We start from the raw sequence: 18,797 nt of genomic DNA, 5'->3' as shown, positions 1-18,797 counted from the left end.
AAGGGGTCCGTGCGGGCGGGCGGCACAATCAACCCATGCGATTCTTTCTCCCCACGCCGTCCCGCGCCGCTGCGGCAGCCGCTCTTCTCGCCGCCTGCTGCGCATGGTCCACGGGGGCTGTAGCACAGAAGTCCTCCGGCGGCCGCGCCACCGCCGCGGTCAACCCGGTGCGCGGCAGCACGCCCTACGCCACGCGCGAAGACGCCATGCAGTTCGCCGACGAAGTGGCGGCCCGCCGGGGCCTCGACCGCGAATGGGTGCGCGCCACCATCGGCAGCGCGCGCTTCCTGCCCAACGTGCCGCGGCTCATGCTGCCGGGCCCGGTGGGCACCGTGAAGAACTGGCAGACCTATCGCAGCCGCTTCATCGACCCGGTACGCATCGCGGCCGGCGTTCGCTTCTGGCGCGCCAACGCCGACACGCTGGCGCGCGCCCAGCAGGTGTACGGCGTGCCGCCGGAAATCATCGTCGGCATCATCGGCGTGGAAACCATCTATGGCCGCAACATGGGCAGCTTTCGCGTGATCGACGCGCTGGCCACGCTCTCCTTCGACTTCCCCCAGGGCCACCCGCGAGCGGCCGAGCGCGAGGCCTTCTTCCGCGGCGAGCTCGAGAGCTTCCTGAGCACAGAGAGCCGCACCGCCGACGACCCGCTCACCCCGCTGGGCAGCTACGCCGGCGCCATGGGCATGCCGCAGTTCATGCCCAGCAGCATCGCCAAGTACGCGGTCGACTTCGACGGCGACGGCCGCATCGACCTGGTCAACAACCCCGCAGACGTGATCGGCTCCGTGGCCAGCTACTTCAAGGCCTTCGGCTGGCAGCCGGGCATGCCCGCCATCTTCCCGGTGCACTTCGAGGAAGCACGGCTGCAGAAGGCGCTGCTGCTGGCGCCCGACATCCTGCCGACCTTCAGCGCCGACAGCTTCGTGGCCGCGGGCGCGGTGCCCGAGGGCGACGGCATCCGCCACAAGGGCCTGCTCGCGCTGGTCGAGCTGCAGAACGGCGCCGACGCACCGCCCACCTACGTGGCCGGCACGCGCAACTTCTACGTGATCACGCGCTACAACTGGAGCAGCTATTACGCCATGTCCGTGCTCGACCTCGGGCAAGAGGTCAAGGCCGCGATGGAGCAATAGGCACCATGTCGCCCGAGGCACTGCGCGCAAACTGGAACGCGGCCTGGCATGCGCTGGGCGTCGCGGCGCCCGACGAGGCACTGTGCGCCGAGCTGCAGCAGCGCTACGCCGAACCCCAGCGCCACTATCACACGATGCAGCACCTGGGCGAATGCCTCGCCTGGTTCGAGCGCGAGAAGGCACTTGCCGAACACCCCGCGGAGGTAGCGCTGGCACTGTGGTTCCACGACGCGATCTACGACGTGCATGCACACGACAACGAAGCACGCAGCGCCGACTGGGCGCGGCAGGCCTTGCTGGCTGCTGGCGTCGACGCGGAAGCGGCCGAACGCGTCTGCGCGCTCGTCATGGCCACGCGCCATGACGCGGTGCCCGAGGGCCGCGACGCCGAACTGCTGATCGACATCGACCTGTCGATCCTGGGTGCCGGGCGCGAGCGTTTCGACGAATACGAGCGCCAGGTGCACGCCGAATACGCCTTCGTGCCCGAAGAGGTGCGCCTCCCGCGCCGGCGCGCCATCCTCCAGCGCTTTCTCGATCGCGAGGCCATCTACGCCACGCCGCGCATGCATGCGCAGCTCGAGGCGCAGGCACGCATCAACCTGCAGCGTTCGATCGCAGGCTGACCCGCGGCCTCAGGCCGGCACCAGCCGCCACCATTCGGTACGCGGCGGCTCGCCGCCATGCGCCTCTTCGACGGTGCCGAACAGCAGGCCGCCCCTCGCCGCGCCCAGCTTCGACAACGCCAGCAGGCGCTGCGGGTCGCGGCACAGCATGAAGCTCGCATCGCCTTGCCATTCGAGGCATCGGCCCACCTCGGCCAGCATCAGCGCGGGCTGGCTCTGCATGAAGGTGAAAGGCATCGGCAGGCCCGTGTCGAGCTGCGAAAGGCCCGCCTGCGTGGCCTCCCATGCGCCGCGCAGGCTGGCCACGCGCAGGCGGGCATCGGCTGGCAGTGCTGCTTCGCCGGCCGCGTCGAGGCAACGGCGCGCGCCATACATCGCAAGCTCCGTCCACAAGCCGACGCGGCGCGGGCGACGACCGATGCGACGCGCCAGCTCATCGCGCCAATCCGCCGGCGGCGGATGCGCGACGAAGTGCGCCGCTGTGCGCCATGCCGTCATGCCGAGCAGTCCTTCAACACCAGCGAGGCATGCCCGCCGCCGAAGCCCACCAGATTGAGCAGGATGTGGCGCAGCCCCTGCGGCGCCTGCGCGCACAGCGAGATGCCGAGCGTCTCGTCGAGCGGATAGTCCACCACCGGCCACGCGCCGCCTTCGATGCAGCCCACCAGCAGCGCCAGTTCGGCCGCCCCTGCAGCGCCCAGCGTGTGGCCGATCACCGACTTGAGCGACACCAGCGGCGGCAGCGGATCGAACACCTGCTTGAGTGCCTCCACCTCGATCGCGTCGTTGACCGGGCTGCCGGCGGCCTGCACCTTGATGAGGTCGATGTCGGCCGGCCGCAGCCCGCTCTGCGCCAGCGCGCCGTGGCACATCGCAAGCACCGCGCTGGCTTCGGTGCCCGAGGGATTGCGCCCGTCGACCACGTTGGCGCCGCCCATCACCTGCCAGCGCGCGGCCCGCGACTGCAGCCGCAGCGCAGCCACCGCCTCGCCGAGCACCAGCCCCTTGCGTCCGGTGCCGAAGGGCTTTGCGCGATCGGGCGCCAGCAGTTGCATCGCGCCGAAGCCTGCGACGGTGAAGCGGTTGTCCAGTTCGGCGCCGATCACCAGCGCCTCTTGCGCCTCGCCGCCGCGGATCATGTCGCAGGCCGTCAGCACCGCGTTCAGCGACGAAGTGCAGGCTGTCGAGACCGTGAACACCGGCCCCTGCCAGTCCAGTGCACCAGCAACGATGTCGGCGAAGTCCTGCAGATCGCCGCCGAGCCGCTCGGACTGCGCCGCGTGCTCCATGAACCCGATGTCGAGCGACGACGAAGCCACGAACAGCGGCGCAGTGCGCGCATCCCAGTCGCCGGTCTGCGCGGCCACGTTGCGCACGGTGCGGCGCAGGCGTTCGGTCCAGTCGCCCGCCGACCGCGGAAGCGCATGCACGGGCCAGCACACGTCATTGGCAACGGCCACGGGCACCGGCGGCACCCCGCCGCGCCGCAGCGAAGCCAGTGCGCGCGGCATGTCTTCCCCCAGCGCGCAGGCCAGCCCGACGCCGGCCAGGAAGACCTGGCTCATGCCTTGCCCGCTTGCGCGAGATGCTGCGCCAGATGCGCGATGGACGTGAGCGCCCGGCGCGTCTCCTTGCTGTCGGGCATGCGCACGCCGAAGCGCTGCTGGATCGTCATCGACACCTGCAGCGCATCGAGCGAGTCGAGGTCGAGCCGCGCCTCGGGGCCGAACAGCGGCTCGTCGTCGCCGAGGCCGCCGGGGGGCGCCGTCTTCTCGACGGCTTCGAGCACCATGGCCTTGAGGCTGGCGATGAATTCAGGGGTGACAGTGCCAATGGTGCTCATGGTGCGCGCCTGCGAAACAGAAATACGGCAATGAGGAACATCACCGCCGCGAACGCGGCCAGCCGGCCGATCTGCGGCAGCGCGTCGGCCACGCCGCCGCCGCGCAGCAGCACGGTGAGCAGGGCCTCGAGCCCCCAGTTCATCGGCGAGATCTCGACCAGCCGCTGCATGAAGCCCGGCATCACGAACTTGGGCACCATGATGCCGCCGGCCGCCGCCATCAGCACATTGACCATCGGCCCGATGGTGGCCGCCTGCGCATGGCTGCGCACCAGGCAGGCCAGCGCGAGCGACAGGCTCACCGCCGCCAGGCTCACCGCGCCGAGCGACAACAGCAGCGCTCCCCAGTGGATGCCCGCGAGCGACAGCGCGTCGCCCCCGATCAGCGGCATGAACCAGATGCCGGCCGCGAGCATGAGCACCGCCTGCAGCGCATTCACGCCAAGGTAGGGCAACGCCTTGGACGCCAGCAGCGTGAAGCGCGACACGCCCAGGCTCTGCAGCCTGCCGAGCGCGCCGGAACTGCGCTCCTGCACGAACAGGCTGGACAACGAGGCGACCACGAAGAACATGCCGAAGACCAGCCATGCGGGCACGTTCTGCTGCACCGAGGTCGGGCGCGGCCCGGCGGTCGAGAAGCGCTCGGCGCGCACCATTGCCTGGATCGATGCGTCGGGCGCCGGGCCGGCCGTGCCAGGCACCGCCAGCGCGAGCCGCGCCTTGAGCTCGCCCGACGCGCCGACCAGCTCGGCACGCAGCGCATTGAACAGGTTCGCGTCGATGCCGGGCTCGGTCAGCAGGTGGATGCGCGCCTGGGTCGACAACGCGGCCGACTCCAGCTCTTCCGACAGCCCCGGCTCCATCACGATCACGTACTTGAGCGAACCGTTGCGCAGCCGCGCCTGCCAGTCGTCGCCCAGCGGCTGCGGCGTGCCGTGGTTGCGCTGCCAGAGCTGCTTGAGCCACTGCGCGGGCGTGGCGGCGTCGCGCATGTCGACCGCATAAGTCAGCTCGGCGAGCGGCGGACGGTAGATGTCTTTCAGCGTGAGCGACATCAGCACGATGAAGACCATCGGCATCACGAACAACGCGGCCAGCCCGTGCATGTCGCGCACGAGGGCGAGCAGTTCTTTCCTGATGAGCGCGAAGAGCATGGGAACTTCGGTCAGTCGCGCAGCGAGCGATGGGTGAGCGCCATGAACAGTTGCTCTAGGTCATGGCGGCCGAACTCGGCGTGGCGCACCTCTATGCCCTCTGCTTCAAGCGCGGCCAGCACGGGGCCGGGGCCGATGCCGGCGTCCAGGTGGATGCGCCAGTGCACGCCGCCATCTTCCACGGTGCCGAAGCGCGAGAGCATGCCGGCATCGAGCCCGTCGGCCGCAAGCGTGAGCAGCATCGCGCTCTTCGACAGCAGGTCGTCGAGTGCGCCTTCGCGCAGCACATGGCCCCGGTCAAGGATGACGACGCGATCGGCGATCGCCTCGATCTCTTCCATGTAGTGCGATGCGTAGATCACCCCCGCACCTTGCTGCGCGAGGCTCTTGATGGCGTCGAGGATGAAGGCGCGCGACTGCGGATCGACGCCGACGGTGGGCTCGTCGAAGAGCATCAGCTCGGGTTCGGGCAGCAACGCGATGGCGAGGTTCAGGCGTCGCTTGAGGCCGCCGGAGAGTCTCTCAGCGCACACGCCCGAGAACTGTTCGAGTTGCGCGAACTGCGTGCAGGCGGCGATGCGCTCTTTTTTCTTCGCGCCGGACAGGCCACCCGCAGACGCAAAGCATGCGAGGTTCTCGGCCACGGTCAGCATGGGATAGAACGCGTGCTCCTGTGGCGCAACTGCAATCCGCGTGGGCGTCTTTGCGCGCACGTGCTGCAGCGGTTGACCATCGATCCGGATCTCACCCGACTGCACGGCCAGCGCGCCCGACAGGTGCGAGATGAGCGTGGTCTTGCCCGCGCCGTTCGGGCCCAGAAGACCGAGCACGCAACCCCTCGGCACTGCGAGCGATACGCCGGCCAGTGCGGGTGCGTCGGCATGCGGATACCGGTAGCTGAGGTTCTTCAGCTCTAGCATCGGGTTGCCGTCCGGGTGTTGTTCGGGGCGTGTGCGCAGGGCATCGGGTACTCCCCTCCGCGAATGTCCCCCGGGCTTCGCCCTCCTCCTTTATTTCGCTGCGGGGAGCACCCGATGTCCTGCGCACGATGGACGCGGCTCTTGTGCTGCCCGATTAATGAGTGCTCTGAACGATCACGCTGGCGGGGTGCCTTGCGCAGCGAACTAAAGGAGGAGCCCGAAGAGCGGGGGACATTCGCGGAGCAAGGTACCCCGTCGGCGTGATCGCGCCCCGAACGACTCGAAACCACGCAAGCACTCATCAAGCGACGGCAGCCTTGAGATCGCGGAAGAAGCTTTCTTCCTGCTGCGCCTGCTCACGCAGCTTCGCAGCAAGCGCTGCGGGGTCCACAGCCTCGCGCCCCTTCACCATGCGAGCAGCCTTGAGTGCGAACGCGCGCCAGCCGTCACCGATCGCGATCAGCCGCTCCGACATCTGCTGCAGCTGCGGCTTGTCGAGCAGGTGCGCGGCCTCTTGCAGGAAGCCCGCATAGATGAAGCGAAAGCCCGCCCCGCCCGTGCCGATTTCTTCCTGCATGCGCACCACGTGGCCGATGAAGTCGACACTGCGCGGGTCGGTCGGCGACAGGGCCTGCATGCGCTTGGCCAGCGTGCGCATGCCGCGCACGCCGACGATCGGGACGGGGGCGAGCATGTTGCGCACCGTCTTGCGGATGGCCTTGACGACGCTGGCGGCGTCGACCGCCTTGCGGTCGATGGCCTGCGGGTAATACATGAGCCCCTTGGGCGCGAGCACGCCCTTGGCAAAGCGCGCGCGGGCCAGGTCGCCGCTGGCGCAGCGCACGGGCTCTTCGAACACGGGGTCGCTGATCAGGTAGTCGTCGCCGTCCTTGCCGTAGACCAGCAGGTTGTGCGCGTTGAAGTGAAAGCGCATGTTCGGCGGGAAGTACGGCAGCCAGTAGACCGAGGTCTGCAGCCCCACCAGCTGGCCGTCGGCCAGCAAAGCGTCGAGCCGCTGCTGGCCGGCCTCGGGGCTGCGGAAGGTCTCGAAGCGAAAGCGCGCGGCCATCGGCGCCAGCAGGCCCTTGATGATGGCCTTGGGCGGCATGCGGTACGAAATGAGCGGCAGCCCCGACAGCTTGATGAACGGCAGGTACGCGAACGACAGCGCGGACGACAGCCCCAGCGCCATGCTCTCGCTCATCGGCGCGCCGTGGTGGCGCATCAGGCTGGAGATGACGCCGCTCTCGCAGTGCGCCGCCTGTTGGTGTTGGAACTTCACGGCAGGCCTTGCAGGGTGGAAACGGGCAGCCCCAGCGCTTCGCTGTAGCGTGCGAGCTGCGCTGTAGATAGCGCGGCGAAATGGCGCGGCTGCAGGTGGCGCCGCACGCGCCATTGCCAGAAGCCGCTGGTCTGCGAAAGCAGCGCCACGTCCATGCGGCGCTCGTACATCCAGTATTCGAGCGGCGAGGCCTGGCCCGCCTTCACGCGCTCCCTTGCGGCCTGCGCCTGTTCTACGAGCACATCGACCGCGTGGCTGGTGACGATTTCTTCCGCCTCCCAGCCGCGCGAGGGAGTGGTGACGACACGGCCCTGCGCATCGCGCGCGTACATCAGCTTGGAATGGCCGTCGAGGGTCGCATTGCCCTCCTGCGGTACCGCGTCGAGGTCCATGGCTACACCGCCTCCATGTAGATGAAGCCGCTGGAGAAGCGGCCGCTTTCAGGCACGAACATCAAGAGCTTCTGGCCGGGCTTGATGCGGCCCGAGCGGAACAGCTCGTCGAGCATGATGTAAGGCGATGCAGAGCCAGTGTTGCCCTTGCTCGCAAGGTTGCTGAACCAGCGCTCGCGCGGAATGTGCAGGCCCAGCGATTCCAGGCACTGGCTCACCGGCTCGACGAAATAGTGCGATGACAGATGCGGCAGGAACCAGTCGATGTCCGCCGACTTGAGCCCGCGCCGCTCGATGATGGCCGCGAGCGGCTCGCCCAGCGTGGCGCGCACGATGTTGTCGTTGAGCAGGCGCACGTCCTGCTTGACCGCGAAGGTCGACTCGCGCTGCCAGTCTTCGGGCGACTTGCGGGCCCAGCCGTCGAGGCCGCCTTCGGCGTTCTTCTCGGCGCCTGCGTACATGCACACCGGCAGTTCGTGCGCTGCCGACGACAGGTCGATCCAGTCCACGCGCAGCGACAGCGGCCCGCGCGGCTCGCGCTCCAGCAGCACCGCGCCGGCGCCGTCGGAGAGCATCCAGCGCAGGAAGTCCTTCTCGAAAGCCAGCTCGGGCCGGGCCTCGAGCGCTTCGAGCTTGTGCTCCAGCTCCGCCTCGAAGCGCGAACCGCGCATCACGGCCGAGGCCAGCTCCGAACCGGTGGCCACCGCGCGACGCGCGTCGCCCGCGCGCACCGACAGCCAGGCATGCTTCAGCGCCGCGGCGCCAGCCAGGCAGATGCCTGCGCAAGCCACCACTTCGAGACGCGGCCAGCCGAGTTCGCCGTGCACCATCACCGCATGGTTGGGCATGAGCTGGTCGGGCAGCGAAGTGCCGGTGGCAAGGCAGTCGACCGGCCCCAGGTCGTCGCCCAGCGCGCGGATGGCCGATGCGGTGAGCTGCGCGTTGGTCATGGCCAGCTCGCCGGTGGCGCGGTCGATGGCGTAGTGGCGCGACTGGATGCCGTTGCTGCGAAGAATCAGCCTGCGCGCGCGCGAAGCCTTGCCGCCGATGCGGCCGAGCACGTCTTCGATGTCTTCGTTGCTGACCGGGGAAAAGGGCAGGAAGGCGGCAGTGCGGGTCAGGAAGACATCAGTCGTCATAGAGATGGGAGCGGTCCGTGGCGGAGCCCGACGGGCACTCGAATTGGGCCGTCATTCTAGTCAGCCACCCCCGGAACAAAGGCCGCAGCAGCGCCTGGAGCGTGAGGCTAACGGGCACTACCGTAATGATCAGTACCAGCAGGAACAGCACGTACAGCAGAAGCAGCGGTTTGCGCTGCCACGCGCCGGGGCCGCCGGCCGCCATGATGAGCTTGCCCCACAGGTAGAAACTGCGGGTGCCCGCCTTCTCGCTGACGAGCAGCCGGGCATCGGCTCGCACCGCGCCCAGACCGGCCAGCAGCGGCTGCGCACCGCGTTCGAGGCCGGCGTGCAGCGCATCGCGAAGCGCGCGGCCGAAGCGGCCGCTGCCGCGGATCTGCTCGGCGCTCAGGCCCGCATCGGGCATGCCCCAGAAGCCGCGCTTGCGGCCCCAGATCAGCCAGGCCGGCGTGGTGAAGAAGGTGGCGAGCGTGGGGCCGGGGTCGGTCAGCACCACGTTGTCGATCAGGCGCGCGCCCACGTCGTCGAGCATGCCCTTGAGCTTTTCGTGCGCCAGCAGCCACATGTTGCGGCAGGCAATGACCGTGACCACCGGCTTGCCCTTGAGCAGTCGCGCGGCCACCGGATGCTTCAGGAACGCCGCGACCGGCTGCGAAGGTGCCAGGAACCACACCTGGTAGGGCAGCACGATGAGGTCGAAATCTTCATCGCCGCTCAGCGACAGCTGCGCCAGCGGCTGCGGCTTCATGTGGGCCGACTCCGGGAAGGCGTCGAAGAAGGTCAGGAAGGGCCAGGGGAAGGGATACGGCCGCAGCGGCCTCAGCACTTCCTCATGCACCCGGATCGACGGATCGGCGCGCAGCGGCGCCACGATCTGCTCCGCCACCTGGTCGAGCTGGCCGGACTGCGAGTAGCGAAGAACAAGGACCCGCTTGGGGGTGCTGTTGCGGGGCGCGGCGACGGGTTCTGGGAGGCTGGAAAGGCTGGAGATCACTGGCGGTGGCTTTCGGGGGCCGTCGAATGTACGCGAAGCAAGCGCCAAAAGCATCTGCCATCAGTCATGTCTACGACTCCCGATGGTTGGGGTGGCCAGCCCCTCAGCCGGGCCTTCGCCGGGCCTCAGCCGCGCCTGGGGTGGGCCTGCAGCCAGAGCGCGACCTGTTCGCGCTGCGCGGCCGTGTAGTGCAGCCCCAGCTTGGATCTGCGCCAGAGCACGTCGTCGGCGCTCACGGCCCACTCGTTGTCCTGCAGGAAGCGCAGTTCGCGCTCGAACAGGCCTGGTGCCACTTCGGCGCCCAGGCCGGCAAAGGATTTCGCATCGCCCAGCACGTCGGCAATGCGCGCGCCGTAGGCCCGCGCCAGCCGCCGCGCGAGCTGGCCGTAGAGCCAGGGGTGCTTTGCCTGCACGGCCGACACGAAGCGCTCGAAGTCATCGTCGGGGCGCTTCGCGGCGCCGATCCAGCCCGACAGGTCGCCGCCCGCGAGGAAGGCACCATCGGTCCAGGCCGGGCGCTGCGCGGTCGACTGGCCCAGCATCTTGCCGACCTCGTCGGCCGCGTCCTCGGCCAGCTTGCGGAAGGTGGTGATCTTGCCGCCCCACACCGACAGCAGCGGCGCGGCGGTGGTGTTCGACTCGAGCATGTAGTCGCGCGTGACGGCGGAGGGATCGCCCGAGGCGTCGTCCAGCAGCGGGCGCACGCCGGAATAGGTCCACACCACGTCGGCCGGCGCGATGGGCTTCTCGAAGTAGCGGCTGGCCTGGGTGCAGAGGTAATCGATTTCTTCCTGCGCGATGCGCGCCGCGCCGGGGTCGTCGCCGGTCAGTTCGATGTCGGTGGTGCCGATCAGCGTGAACTCGTCCTGGTAGGGAATGGCGAAGATGATCCGCTTGTCGGGGTTCTGGAAGATGTAGGCATGGTCGTGCTCGAACAGGCGCGGCACCACGATGTGGCTGCCCTTGACCAGCCGCAGGCTCTTGGTGGCCAGCGCCTCGCCCTTGGCCGACTGCGCCACGCCGCGCAGGAAGGACTCGGCCCACGGCCCCGCCGCGTTGACCACGGCGCGCGCACGCAGCGTGCGCCTGTTGCCGTCGGCGCCTTCCAGGGTGGCGGTCCAGCCGTCGGCGTCGCGCTGGGCGTGCACGCAGCGCGTGCGGGTCAGTACTTCGGCGCCGCGCGCCCGCGCATCAAGTGCATTGAGCACCACGAGGCGCGCATCGTCGACCCAGCCGTCGGAATAGATGAAGCCGCGCTTGTACTGGTCCTTCAGCGGCTTGCCCGCCGCATGCCGGTGCAGGTCGACGCTGCGCGAGCCGGGCAGCACTTCGCGCCTGGCGAGGTGGTCGTACATGAACAGGCCGATGCGGATCATCCAGGCCGGGCGCATCGACGGGTCGTGCGGCATCACGAAGCGAAGCGGCCACATGATGTGGGGCGCGCTCTTGAGCAGCACTTCGCGCTCCTGCAGCGCCTTGCGCACCAGCGAGAATTCGTAGTACTCGAGGTAACGCAGGCCGCCGTGGATCAGCTTGGTCGAAGAAGAAGATGTGTGCGAGGCAAGATCGTCTTTTTCGCACAGCACCACGCGCCAGCCGCGGCCGGCCAGGTCGCGTGCGATGCCGCAGCCGTTGATGCCGCCGCCGACAATGAGCACGTCGCAATCGGTGGCGGGCGCAGGCGGATTCGAAGAAAAATCGCTCACAGCAGATGTATCCGGTGGTTCGTGGCTTGGTTCGCTGACGGGGCCATTATATTTTCGAATTCTTTCAATTTCATTCCTTTGAGCGCGATTTTCCTCGAAATTTCCTTTATCAGGATTCGCTTCCTTTCGTTTTAAATCGACGCGCACTGTAACCTTGCCGCAGTCTTCCTGCCCTTCGCGACGCCCCTGTGAACTCCAATCCCCGACAAATCAATCTCCTGGAAACCGTGCGCGCGCGCGGCTCCGTCACCGTCGAAGAACTGGCCGAAATGCTCGGCGTCACGCTGCAGACCGTCCGCCGCGACGTGCAGCGGCTGGCCGACGAGGGATTGCTGACGCGCTTTCACGGCGGCGTGCGGGTGCCCAGCTCCACCACCGAGAACATCGGCTACCAGCAGCGTGAAACCCTGCACGCCGAAGGCAAGGCGCGCATCGCACGCCGCGTGGCGGAGCTGGTTCCCAACGACTGCTCGCTGATCCTGAACATCGGCACCACCACCGAGGCAGTCGCCAAGGCGCTGCTGCGCCACACCGGCCTGCGCGTGATCACCAACAACCTGAACGTGGCCACCATCCTGAGCGGCAACAGCTCCTGCGAGGTGATCGTGGCCGGCGGCTCGGTGCGCCCGCGCGACCGCGCCATCGTGGGCGAGGCGACCATCGACTTCATCCGCCAGTTCAAGGTCGACATCGCGCTGATCGGCGTGTCGAGCATCGAGGCCGACGGCTCGCTGCGCGACTTCGACCTGCGCGAGGTGAAGGTGGCGCAGACCATCATCGCGCAGGCGCGCGAGGTGTGGCTCGCGGCCGACGCGAGCAAGTTCAACCGGCCCGCGATGATCCAGCTGGGCACGCTCTCGCAGATCGACAGGCTGTTCACCGACGCCGAACCGCCGCCGCCTTTCACCGACCTGCTGCTCGCGGCGCAGGTCCGGCTGGAGATCGCGGGCGACAACTGAAGAAGAACAAGCACGGAGACGAAATGAAGACATACCTGCTGGCCCTGGACCAGGGTACTTCCAGCTCGCGCAGCATCGTGTTCGACCGCGAAGGCCGCATCGTGGCCATTGCGCAGAAAGAACTCACGCAGATCTATCCGCAGCCCGGCTGGGTCGAGCACGACCCGATGGAAATCTGGCACAGCCAGCTCGCCACCGCGCGCGAGGTGCTCGCGAAGGCCGGGCTGCAGGCCAGCGACATCCACGCCATCGGCATCACCAACCAGCGCGAGACCACAGTGCTGTGGAACCGCAAGACAGGCCAGCCGGTGCACCATGCCATCGTCTGGCAGGACCGACGCGCCGAGCCGCTGTGCGCGAAGCTGCGCGACGAAGGCATGAGCGACACCATCCGCCAGAAGACCGGCCTGGTGATCGACGCGTATTTCTCGGGCACCAAGCTGCGCTGGCTGCTCGACAACGTGCCCGGCGCGCGCGCGCAGGCGCAGAGCGGCGAACTGGCCTTCGGCACGATCGACAGCTGGCTCATCTGGCAGCTCACCGGCGGCAAGGCGCACGTGACCGACGTGAGCAATGCCTCGCGCACCATGCTCTTCAACGTGCACGACAACGCATGGGACGCCGAGCTGCTGAAGGCGCTGGACATTCCCGCAGCGCTGATGCCGAAGGTGCAGCCATCCAGCTCTCACTTCGCCGACACAGACACCACGCTGCTGGGCCACACGCTGCCCATCGGCGGCGTGGCCGGCGACCAGCAGAGCGCCCTCTTCGGCCAGGCCTGTTTCGAGGCGGGCATGGCCAAGAACACCTACGGCACCGGCTGCTTCCTGCTGATGCACACCGGCGGCGCGTTCCAGCCTTCGCACAACGGCCTGCTCGTGACCAGCGCCGCGCAGACCGATGCGAAACCGCAGTACGCGATGGAAGGCAGCGTGTTCGTGGGCGGCGCCGTGGTGCAGTGGCTGCGCGACGGCCTCAAGGCCATCAAGGGCAGCGCCGAAGTGCAGTCGCTGGCCGAGAGCGTGCCCGACGCAGGCGGCGTGATGATGGTGCCTGCCTTCACCGGCCTGGGTGCCCCCTACTGGGATGCCGATGCGCGCGGCACGATCACCGGCCTCACGCGCGGGACGACGGTCGCGCACATCGCGCGCGCCGCGCTGGAAAGCATCGCCTACCAGAGCGCCGCGCTGCTGCAGGCCATGAGCCGCGACGCGGTGGCTGCCGGCGGCAAGCCGGTGGCCGAACTGCGCGTGGACGGCGGCGCCAGCGTGAACGACCTGCTGATGCAGTTCCAGGCCGACCTGCTGGGCATTCCGGTGGTGCGGCCCGAAGTGGTCGAGACCACCGCGCTGGGCGCCGCCTATCTCGCGGGGCTGTCGACCGGCTTCTATAGCGACGCGGGCCAGCTCTCGAAGCTGTGGAAGGTGGAGCGCCGCTTCCTGCCGACCATGGGCCGCGCGCAGGCGGAGGAATCGATGGCGCGCTGGGAACGCGCGGTGCGCCAGGCCACCGCCACCTGAGCGGCGACCCGGCGCACGTCGTCGCCTACCAGCCCCAGGTCAGGCGCTTCTGCACCCAGCCGGTGGCGCCGCCTTCGTGCCGCACCTTGATCCAGTCGCCCCGGCGCTCGATGGTGCGCAGCACGTCGCCGTAGCCGGCCTTCTTCACGACGGGACCGCGGGCGTTCGGCGCGCGCCGCAGGTTGGCCACCTTGGCCTTCACCACATGGTGCGGCGTCTTGCTGGTCATGGGCCGGTAGACCCAGCCCTTGTCGTTCTCGAAGTCGCTGACCCTCAGCCAATCGCCCTTCCTGCCGATCACGCGGAACGGATAGCCCTTGCTCACTGTCCAGTGCGTCTCGTAGCGCTGTCCGGGGCCGGTGCGCATGTTGAGCGTGGGAACGGCGGCACTGACCATCTGCGAGGACGGCGCCGCCGCGAACACGGACGGCACGGCCACCCATGAGAGGAAGAATGCGAGCAGGAGCGCGGGCCATCGACTGAATCTATCCATGGAGCTGGGGTTCCTTTCTATCGAGCGTAGGGAGTGAATGTCCGGCGGTGCCGGGCGAGCCCGTCTGGGCGCCCTGGGCTCAATAAGTTCCGCGGGGATTTCCCGGACAGTCGTCTCCCGCGAACTCCGCGGCCTCATGCCCCCTGCGCAGCCGGGGAGACTGCGGTGCCCGGCGCTCCGGCCGGGGCAGAATCCGCCCCGCCCCACATCTCTGCTCGCGCTGCCAGCGCTGTCCGCTTGACTGCCCTCCCCGCTACCCCATCCCCGCCCCGCCACGGCGCATGGCTTGCCTGCGGCATGGTCGGCGCCACGCTGCTGGCGCTGATCGCGCTGGGCCACGACGGCCGGCGCATCGCGCAGCTCGCGGTGCTGGCATTGCCGATGGTGCTGTGGCTCGCATGGCCGCTGCGCAGCGCGCGCATGCGGCGTCTGCGCACGGTGCTGGTCTGGCTGTGGGCCATGGGTTTCGCGCTCGATGCCACGGTGCGGGCCTATCTGCTCGAAACCTACCAGGCCGCACCCGACGGCGCGATGGTGCTGGGCGCGGCGGCCAACACCAACGCCCGCGAGAGCACGGAGTACCTGTGGATGCACTGGCGCTCGGCCGCCGTATGGGGCGCCGTGCTGATCGCCGCGGGCCTGCTGGTGGGCATGTTCGCGCGGCGCGGTGCGGTGGCCACGACATCAGGTCGCCACGCACGCTGGATCACGGCGCTGCTGGTGCTGGCGCTGCTCGTGTCCTGCGTGGCCTATGCGAGCAAGCCGTGGCGCCGGCTGCATCCCGCGATCTTCTGGACACAGTGGGTCCAGTCCCTCCGAACGCTGCAGACCGCCTGGGCCGACCAGCAACAGCAACGCGACCGCCTGATGGCGCAGGCCAAGGCCATCGCGCCCATCATCACGCAGGCCGGGCCTTCCACCGTCGTGCTGGTCATCACCGACAGCATCAACCGCGACAACATGGGCCTCTACGGCTACGGCCGCCCGACCACGCCGCGCCTGCAGGCGCACAAGGCACAGACCGGCGAGCAGATGGCGGTGCTGAAGAACGCGTGGTCGGTGGACGCGAGCACCCTGCCCGCGCTGCGCAACATGTTCCGCTTCGGCCTGCCCGACAGCGAGAACCCGCCGCACGTGCTGGCCCTGGCGCGCGCCGCGGGCTACAAGGTCTGGTGGATCAGCAACCACGACGACCTGGCCATCGAGCAGCAGCATGCGCGCTTTGCCGATGTGGTCGACATGGTGAACCGCACGCCGGGCCGCGCCAGCGCCTCGCTGGACGGCGAGATCCTCGACTGCGTGCAGGAAGCGCTGGCCGACACCAGCACCGAGCGCAAGCTGATCGTCGTCCACCTGATGGGCGCGCATCCGCACTACAGCCTGCGCTTTCCGGCGAATGCCAACCCCTTCGACGACGACATCGACGCGGTGGAAAACGGCCTCGTGAAAGACGGCCGCTCCTCATGGGTGCGGCGCTTCCGCCAGGAGTACGACGCGGCGCTGCTGTATCACGACTTCGTGGTGTCCGAACTGCTGCAGCAGACGCGCAGCGCGGGCAAGCCGCAGGACTACCGCGCATGGATGTACCTGTCGGACCACGGGCAGGAAGTGGGCCACGTGAGCGACCGCGCGGGCCACAGCCCATCGACCGCTTCGGGCTACCGCATCCCGGCCGTGGTGTGGCGCAACCGGCAGCCGCTGCCGACCAGCGAGATGCAGCAGCCGTTTCGCGCGGACTGGACCGGCTGGACCCTGATGGACCTGCTCCACATCCAGTGGAACGGACAGAAGCCGGAACGCGACGTGCTGGCCGGCGCCTACCGCTGGCAGGCGCCGGAGATTCCGGTGGCGGTGGAGTCGTTCTCGCGTTAGTTCGTAAGCTGCACAAGCACTTGACGCATCAGAAGCTCGCGTTGAGATTGAAACCCAGCGTGACCTTCGCTGTGCGATAGCCCTCCGGCTTGCTGATCGGCGCGCCGACGAAGAAGTCGTAGCTCAGCTTGCTCCATTGGCCGCGCACGCCGACCACGGCGCCGGCCAGGCTCCGGCCGAGCAGATCGACCGTCGAGCGGCCACCGACGTGGCCGTAGTCTGCGCCGACGTACAGCTCTGCCCCGCTTTGCCCCATGGCCCACCCGATGTCGTTGCGGATGAGCCAGCCGCGTTCGCCCAGCAGGCTCGTCTCGCCATCGAAGCCGCGCACCGTGTAGCGCCCGCCGATAGCGAAGCGGTCTTGCGGCGTCAACGGCGTGCGGTTCCACTGGGCGCGGATCAGGCCGGAGTAGCGCATCTTCTGCTCGCCGAGCTTGAACGGCGCGTTGAGAGTGACATCGGCCGTGTACAGCTTCAGACGCGAAGTGCCCTCACCGAACTCTTCTTCCGGTGCGGCGCGAGAGCCGAAGCCGCCGGTGCCGCGCTTGTAGGCCAGCGTGCCCTCGAGCGTCGCTTCGCCGATGAACTCCTTGTGGTTCAGGCTGAACTCCCAGCCGCCGACCACGCGGTGCTGCACCTCGACCTCGGTGTCGTCTACGAAGTTGCGCGATTCGCGGCGCCAGCCCTTGACGGCCACCGTCGTCTTGCGGCTCTGGTCGCGGTAGAGCAGGCGCGAGAGCTTGACCTCGGCGTTGTTTGACTTGCCGGCGTAGACGTAGTCCTGATTCAGGCCGGCCACGCTCTGGTGGTACTGGCTGTTGGAGGCGGTGAAGCCCAGGAGCCAGTAGCCGTAGGGCAGCGAGTAGTGAACGGTCTGGCCTTCAGTGCCCTTGGCCGGGTCACTGAAGACGTGGTTGTTGATGTTGTGGTTGGCGCTGACGTAGAACAGGTCGTTCAGGCCGAAGGGGTTGTCCAGGGACAGGGTGGCGCCGGACTGGTAGCGGCCGGTGGCTTCGGTGCCGCTGTCGTCGAGGCTCAGGGTGACTCGCCACTTCTTGGCCTGGGCGTATTTCACGACGAGGTCGCTGTCGCCGGGCTTGGCGTTGGGGGCGGTCGAGGGCTCGATCTGGATGTCGGCTTCGGCTGTGGGGGCGCGCTTGAGGTTCTCTAGGCTTTGTTCGATGTCACGCAGATTCAGCAGATCGCCCGGGCGTGCGGGGATGGCAGTGGCCAGCAAGGCCGAACTGCCGAGCAACGTCGAAGACGAATCAGGTGTCGTCCGAATGGCTGCGATGCGGCCGGGCACCAGCGATAGGGTCAGTGTGCCGGCAGAAAGATCCTGTGGAGCAGCCAGCACGCGGGTAGTGACGTAGCCGCGCGCAATGACGGCTTGCTGCGCACGCGCCAACACCACGTTGACGCCAGCCGTGCCTAGGCAGCGGCCAGCAGGTGAATCATTTCCCTCCGGACCGGACAGGTCGGCAACGGCCCATTGGAACGATTCGGACTGCTCGCCGACCAGCAACACGCGGTCGATGCGGAAGCACGGAACCTCAGACTCGGGGATGCGCTGCGCCGGAGGTGGCGGGGCCGTCTGTGGACGCTGGTCAACAGTGCGTTCGTTTTGCTCGCGCAGGGCGCGTTCACGCTCCTGCTGGCGTTGCTGCTCGACGAAGGGTTGTGGCGTACTTGAAACCTGCGACAGGGCAAGCAAAGGACTGCCCAGCAAGGCGACAGCCACGAGGGCTCGTGAGGTCAATGTAGTTCTCCCTGGCTTCTTGTAATTTTCTGCATTGAGACGAGGGCGCCTGTTTCGCAAAACGGCCTTGGAACAAGCAATAGCCGCCAAGAGACCCGCATTGCGTGTGCTGATTCTGGTATGTCGCGCGCGCACTCAAATCTTGCGTCCTAGATCAAATAATCCAAGACATTTATATGAATCGATCGAATGAAAAAATTGCGTCTCTCAGCAATTTAAGATCAATTAACCCTTGAATGCAAAGGTCGCCAAATCGAGATGCCTCAAAAGAAATTAAATCGAGCCCTTCAATGAAGCTATCTTCAACTCTTTTAACTTCGCATCTCACCTCGATTGCGTCTTCGTTTCGATTCATTTTTATGGTGAATTTAGAATCTCCCATAAATAATGCTGCGCAGCTTGTACACATCAGTCTTGACCGGAGAATTTTTCATGCTTCACCGAAGTTGAGCGACAATTTTTAAGCGTAATTCAGAATCAATCGCGATTTACCGCATACATCTCTCTGACGCCCGTATGGAGTAGATTAACAACCCGTTTAACCCCGGAGTTGATTCGATTGCGGCTATATGCGCGAGCACCTCAAAGGTTTGCAATTCGGCATCAATAATTGCCCCGGCAGAATCACCATGGAAACTGCATCGTAGAAAAATCAACTTCCGCATCAACAAGTGGAACGTAGGCTCGTTCACGCATGTGACCTAAAAAATCTTCGTCTACGTTGACTTTTTGCGTTCTCACGTAATAAGAGTATGTATCATGCCAAACCCAATCGCCGTCGGTTCGCATGGATGGAGTTCCTGCAATTACGGAGTCATCAAAAATACTTTTGACTATGCCAGGACTTGCAACAACTATCGGGCACGAAGCGAGATAATTTGCCACTTTCTCTCGTTCCTCAGCATTCATGCTTGTCGCAACGACAGTCAAAATCGAAGGAAAATCTCCTCCGCAATGTTCCTTGAATATTCCAGCAGGAATCAACATTACAAAAACTCC

At 67.0% G+C, this 18,797-nt stretch carries 18 protein-coding genes; 5 read left to right on the top strand and 13 right to left on the bottom strand.

The window, feature by feature from the left end; genetic code table 11:
- Positions 1 to 35: 35 nt before the first annotated feature.
- Complete coding sequence (gene mltB / locus ACQY8B_RS06575; RefSeq protein WP_422085954.1) at positions 36 to 1,139, top strand: lytic murein transglycosylase B; 1,104 nt, start codon at positions 36 to 38, stop codon at positions 1,137 to 1,139.
- A gap of 5 nt (positions 1,140 to 1,144) precedes the next feature.
- Entirely contained in the window at positions 1,145 to 1,765 is a 621-nt protein-coding gene (locus tag ACQY8B_RS06570) for an N-methyl-D-aspartate receptor NMDAR2C subunit (RefSeq protein ID WP_422085953.1), read from the top strand.
- Positions 1,766 to 1,774: 9 nt separating this feature from the next.
- Here the strand turns inward: ACQY8B_RS06570 and ACQY8B_RS06565 are convergent, their stop codons facing one another.
- The 10 genes from ACQY8B_RS06565 to glpD all read right to left on the bottom strand — a co-directional run bounded on the left by ACQY8B_RS06565 (position 1,775) and on the right by glpD (position 11,195).
- Complete coding sequence (locus ACQY8B_RS06565) at positions 1,775 to 2,263, bottom strand: hypothetical protein (RefSeq protein WP_422085952.1); 489 nt, start codon at positions 2,261 to 2,263, stop codon at positions 1,775 to 1,777.
- On the bottom strand, positions 2,260 to 3,330 hold the full coding sequence (locus tag ACQY8B_RS06560; protein WP_422085951.1) for a beta-ketoacyl synthase N-terminal-like domain-containing protein: 1,071 nt from the start codon (positions 3,328 to 3,330) through the stop codon (positions 2,260 to 2,262). The genes ACQY8B_RS06565 and ACQY8B_RS06560 overlap by 4 nt, the downstream gene beginning before the upstream one ends.
- On the bottom strand, positions 3,327 to 3,608 hold the full coding sequence (locus tag ACQY8B_RS06555; protein WP_422085950.1) for an acyl carrier protein: 282 nt from the start codon (positions 3,606 to 3,608) through the stop codon (positions 3,327 to 3,329). The genes ACQY8B_RS06560 and ACQY8B_RS06555 overlap by 4 nt, the downstream gene beginning before the upstream one ends.
- Positions 3,605 to 4,762 carry an ABC transporter permease gene (locus ACQY8B_RS06550; RefSeq protein WP_422085949.1) on the bottom strand — a complete coding sequence of 386 codons (1,158 nt, stop codon included), beginning with the start codon at positions 4,760 to 4,762 and terminating at the stop codon, positions 3,605 to 3,607. Before ACQY8B_RS06550 ends, ACQY8B_RS06555 begins: the two co-directional genes overlap by 4 nt.
- An 11-nt stretch (positions 4,763 to 4,773) precedes the next feature.
- Complete coding sequence (locus tag ACQY8B_RS06545; protein WP_422085948.1) at positions 4,774 to 5,682, bottom strand: ABC transporter ATP-binding protein; 909 nt, start codon at positions 5,680 to 5,682, stop codon at positions 4,774 to 4,776.
- Positions 5,683 to 5,983: 301 nt separating this feature from the next.
- Positions 5,984 to 6,964, bottom strand: coding sequence for a BtrH N-terminal domain-containing protein (locus tag ACQY8B_RS06540; protein WP_422085946.1), 981 nt, complete (start codon positions 6,962 to 6,964; stop codon positions 5,984 to 5,986).
- The gene (locus tag ACQY8B_RS06535; RefSeq protein WP_422085945.1) at positions 6,961 to 7,356 is read right to left on the bottom strand and encodes a hypothetical protein; all 396 of its coding nucleotides are present in this window, start codon (positions 7,354 to 7,356) and stop codon (positions 6,961 to 6,963) included. The genes ACQY8B_RS06540 and ACQY8B_RS06535 overlap by 4 nt, the downstream gene beginning before the upstream one ends.
- A gap of 2 nt (positions 7,357 to 7,358) precedes the next feature.
- Positions 7,359 to 8,495 (bottom strand): beta-ketoacyl-ACP synthase III, encoded by a 1,137-nt coding sequence (locus tag ACQY8B_RS06530; protein WP_422085944.1) that lies wholly within the window; start codon positions 8,493 to 8,495, stop codon positions 7,359 to 7,361.
- Positions 8,485 to 9,489 carry a dialkylrecorsinol condensing enzyme gene (locus ACQY8B_RS06525; RefSeq protein ID WP_422085943.1) on the bottom strand — a complete coding sequence of 335 codons (1,005 nt, stop codon included), beginning with the start codon at positions 9,487 to 9,489 and terminating at the stop codon, positions 8,485 to 8,487. Before ACQY8B_RS06525 ends, ACQY8B_RS06530 begins: the two co-directional genes overlap by 11 nt.
- 125 nt (positions 9,490 to 9,614) lie before the next feature.
- On the bottom strand, positions 9,615 to 11,195 hold the full coding sequence (gene glpD, locus ACQY8B_RS06520) for a glycerol-3-phosphate dehydrogenase (protein WP_422085942.1): 1,581 nt from the start codon (positions 11,193 to 11,195) through the stop codon (positions 9,615 to 9,617).
- A 188-nt stretch (positions 11,196 to 11,383) separates the two neighbouring features.
- Between glpD and ACQY8B_RS06515 the strand changes: the two genes are divergently transcribed.
- Complete coding sequence (locus tag ACQY8B_RS06515; protein ID WP_422085940.1) at positions 11,384 to 12,154, top strand: DeoR/GlpR family DNA-binding transcription regulator; 771 nt, start codon at positions 11,384 to 11,386, stop codon at positions 12,152 to 12,154.
- A 23-nt stretch (positions 12,155 to 12,177) separates the two neighbouring features.
- Positions 12,178 to 13,674, top strand: coding sequence for a glycerol kinase GlpK (glpK, locus tag ACQY8B_RS06510; protein ID WP_422085939.1), 1,497 nt, complete (start codon positions 12,178 to 12,180; stop codon positions 13,672 to 13,674).
- Between the two features lie 25 nt (positions 13,675 to 13,699).
- On the opposite strand, the gene ACQY8B_RS06505 is transcribed toward glpK, so the two are convergent.
- Positions 13,700 to 14,167 carry an SH3 domain-containing protein gene (locus ACQY8B_RS06505; RefSeq protein WP_422085938.1) on the bottom strand — a complete coding sequence of 156 codons (468 nt, stop codon included), beginning with the start codon at positions 14,165 to 14,167 and terminating at the stop codon, positions 13,700 to 13,702.
- 297 nt (positions 14,168 to 14,464) lie between these two features.
- Here ACQY8B_RS06505 and ACQY8B_RS06500 point away from each other — a divergent pair, with 297 nt between their 5' ends.
- On the top strand, positions 14,465 to 16,039 hold the full coding sequence (locus ACQY8B_RS06500) for a sulfatase-like hydrolase/transferase (protein ID WP_422089162.1): 1,575 nt from the start codon (positions 14,465 to 14,467) through the stop codon (positions 16,037 to 16,039).
- Positions 16,040 to 16,067: 28 nt separating this feature from the next.
- Here ACQY8B_RS06500 and ACQY8B_RS06495 read toward each other — a convergent pair whose 3' ends face one another.
- Positions 16,068 to 17,780, bottom strand: a complete 1,713-nt coding sequence (locus tag ACQY8B_RS06495) for a ShlB/FhaC/HecB family hemolysin secretion/activation protein (protein WP_422085937.1) — start codon at positions 17,778 to 17,780, stop codon at positions 16,068 to 16,070.
- Positions 17,781 to 18,422: 642 nt separating this feature from the next.
- Positions 18,423 to 18,785: a hypothetical protein gene (locus tag ACQY8B_RS06490; protein ID WP_422085936.1), complete on the bottom strand. Its 363-nt coding sequence runs from the start codon at positions 18,783 to 18,785 to the stop codon at positions 18,423 to 18,425.
- Between the last annotated feature and the right edge of the window lie 12 nt (positions 18,786 to 18,797).

Source organism: Variovorax sp. (assembly GCF_965279555.1).
Taxonomy (GTDB): Bacteria; Pseudomonadota; Gammaproteobacteria; order Burkholderiales; family Burkholderiaceae_C; genus Variovorax.
The sequence above is the reverse complement of the archived record's forward strand: the minus strand, read 5'-3'. Positions and strand labels throughout refer to the sequence as shown.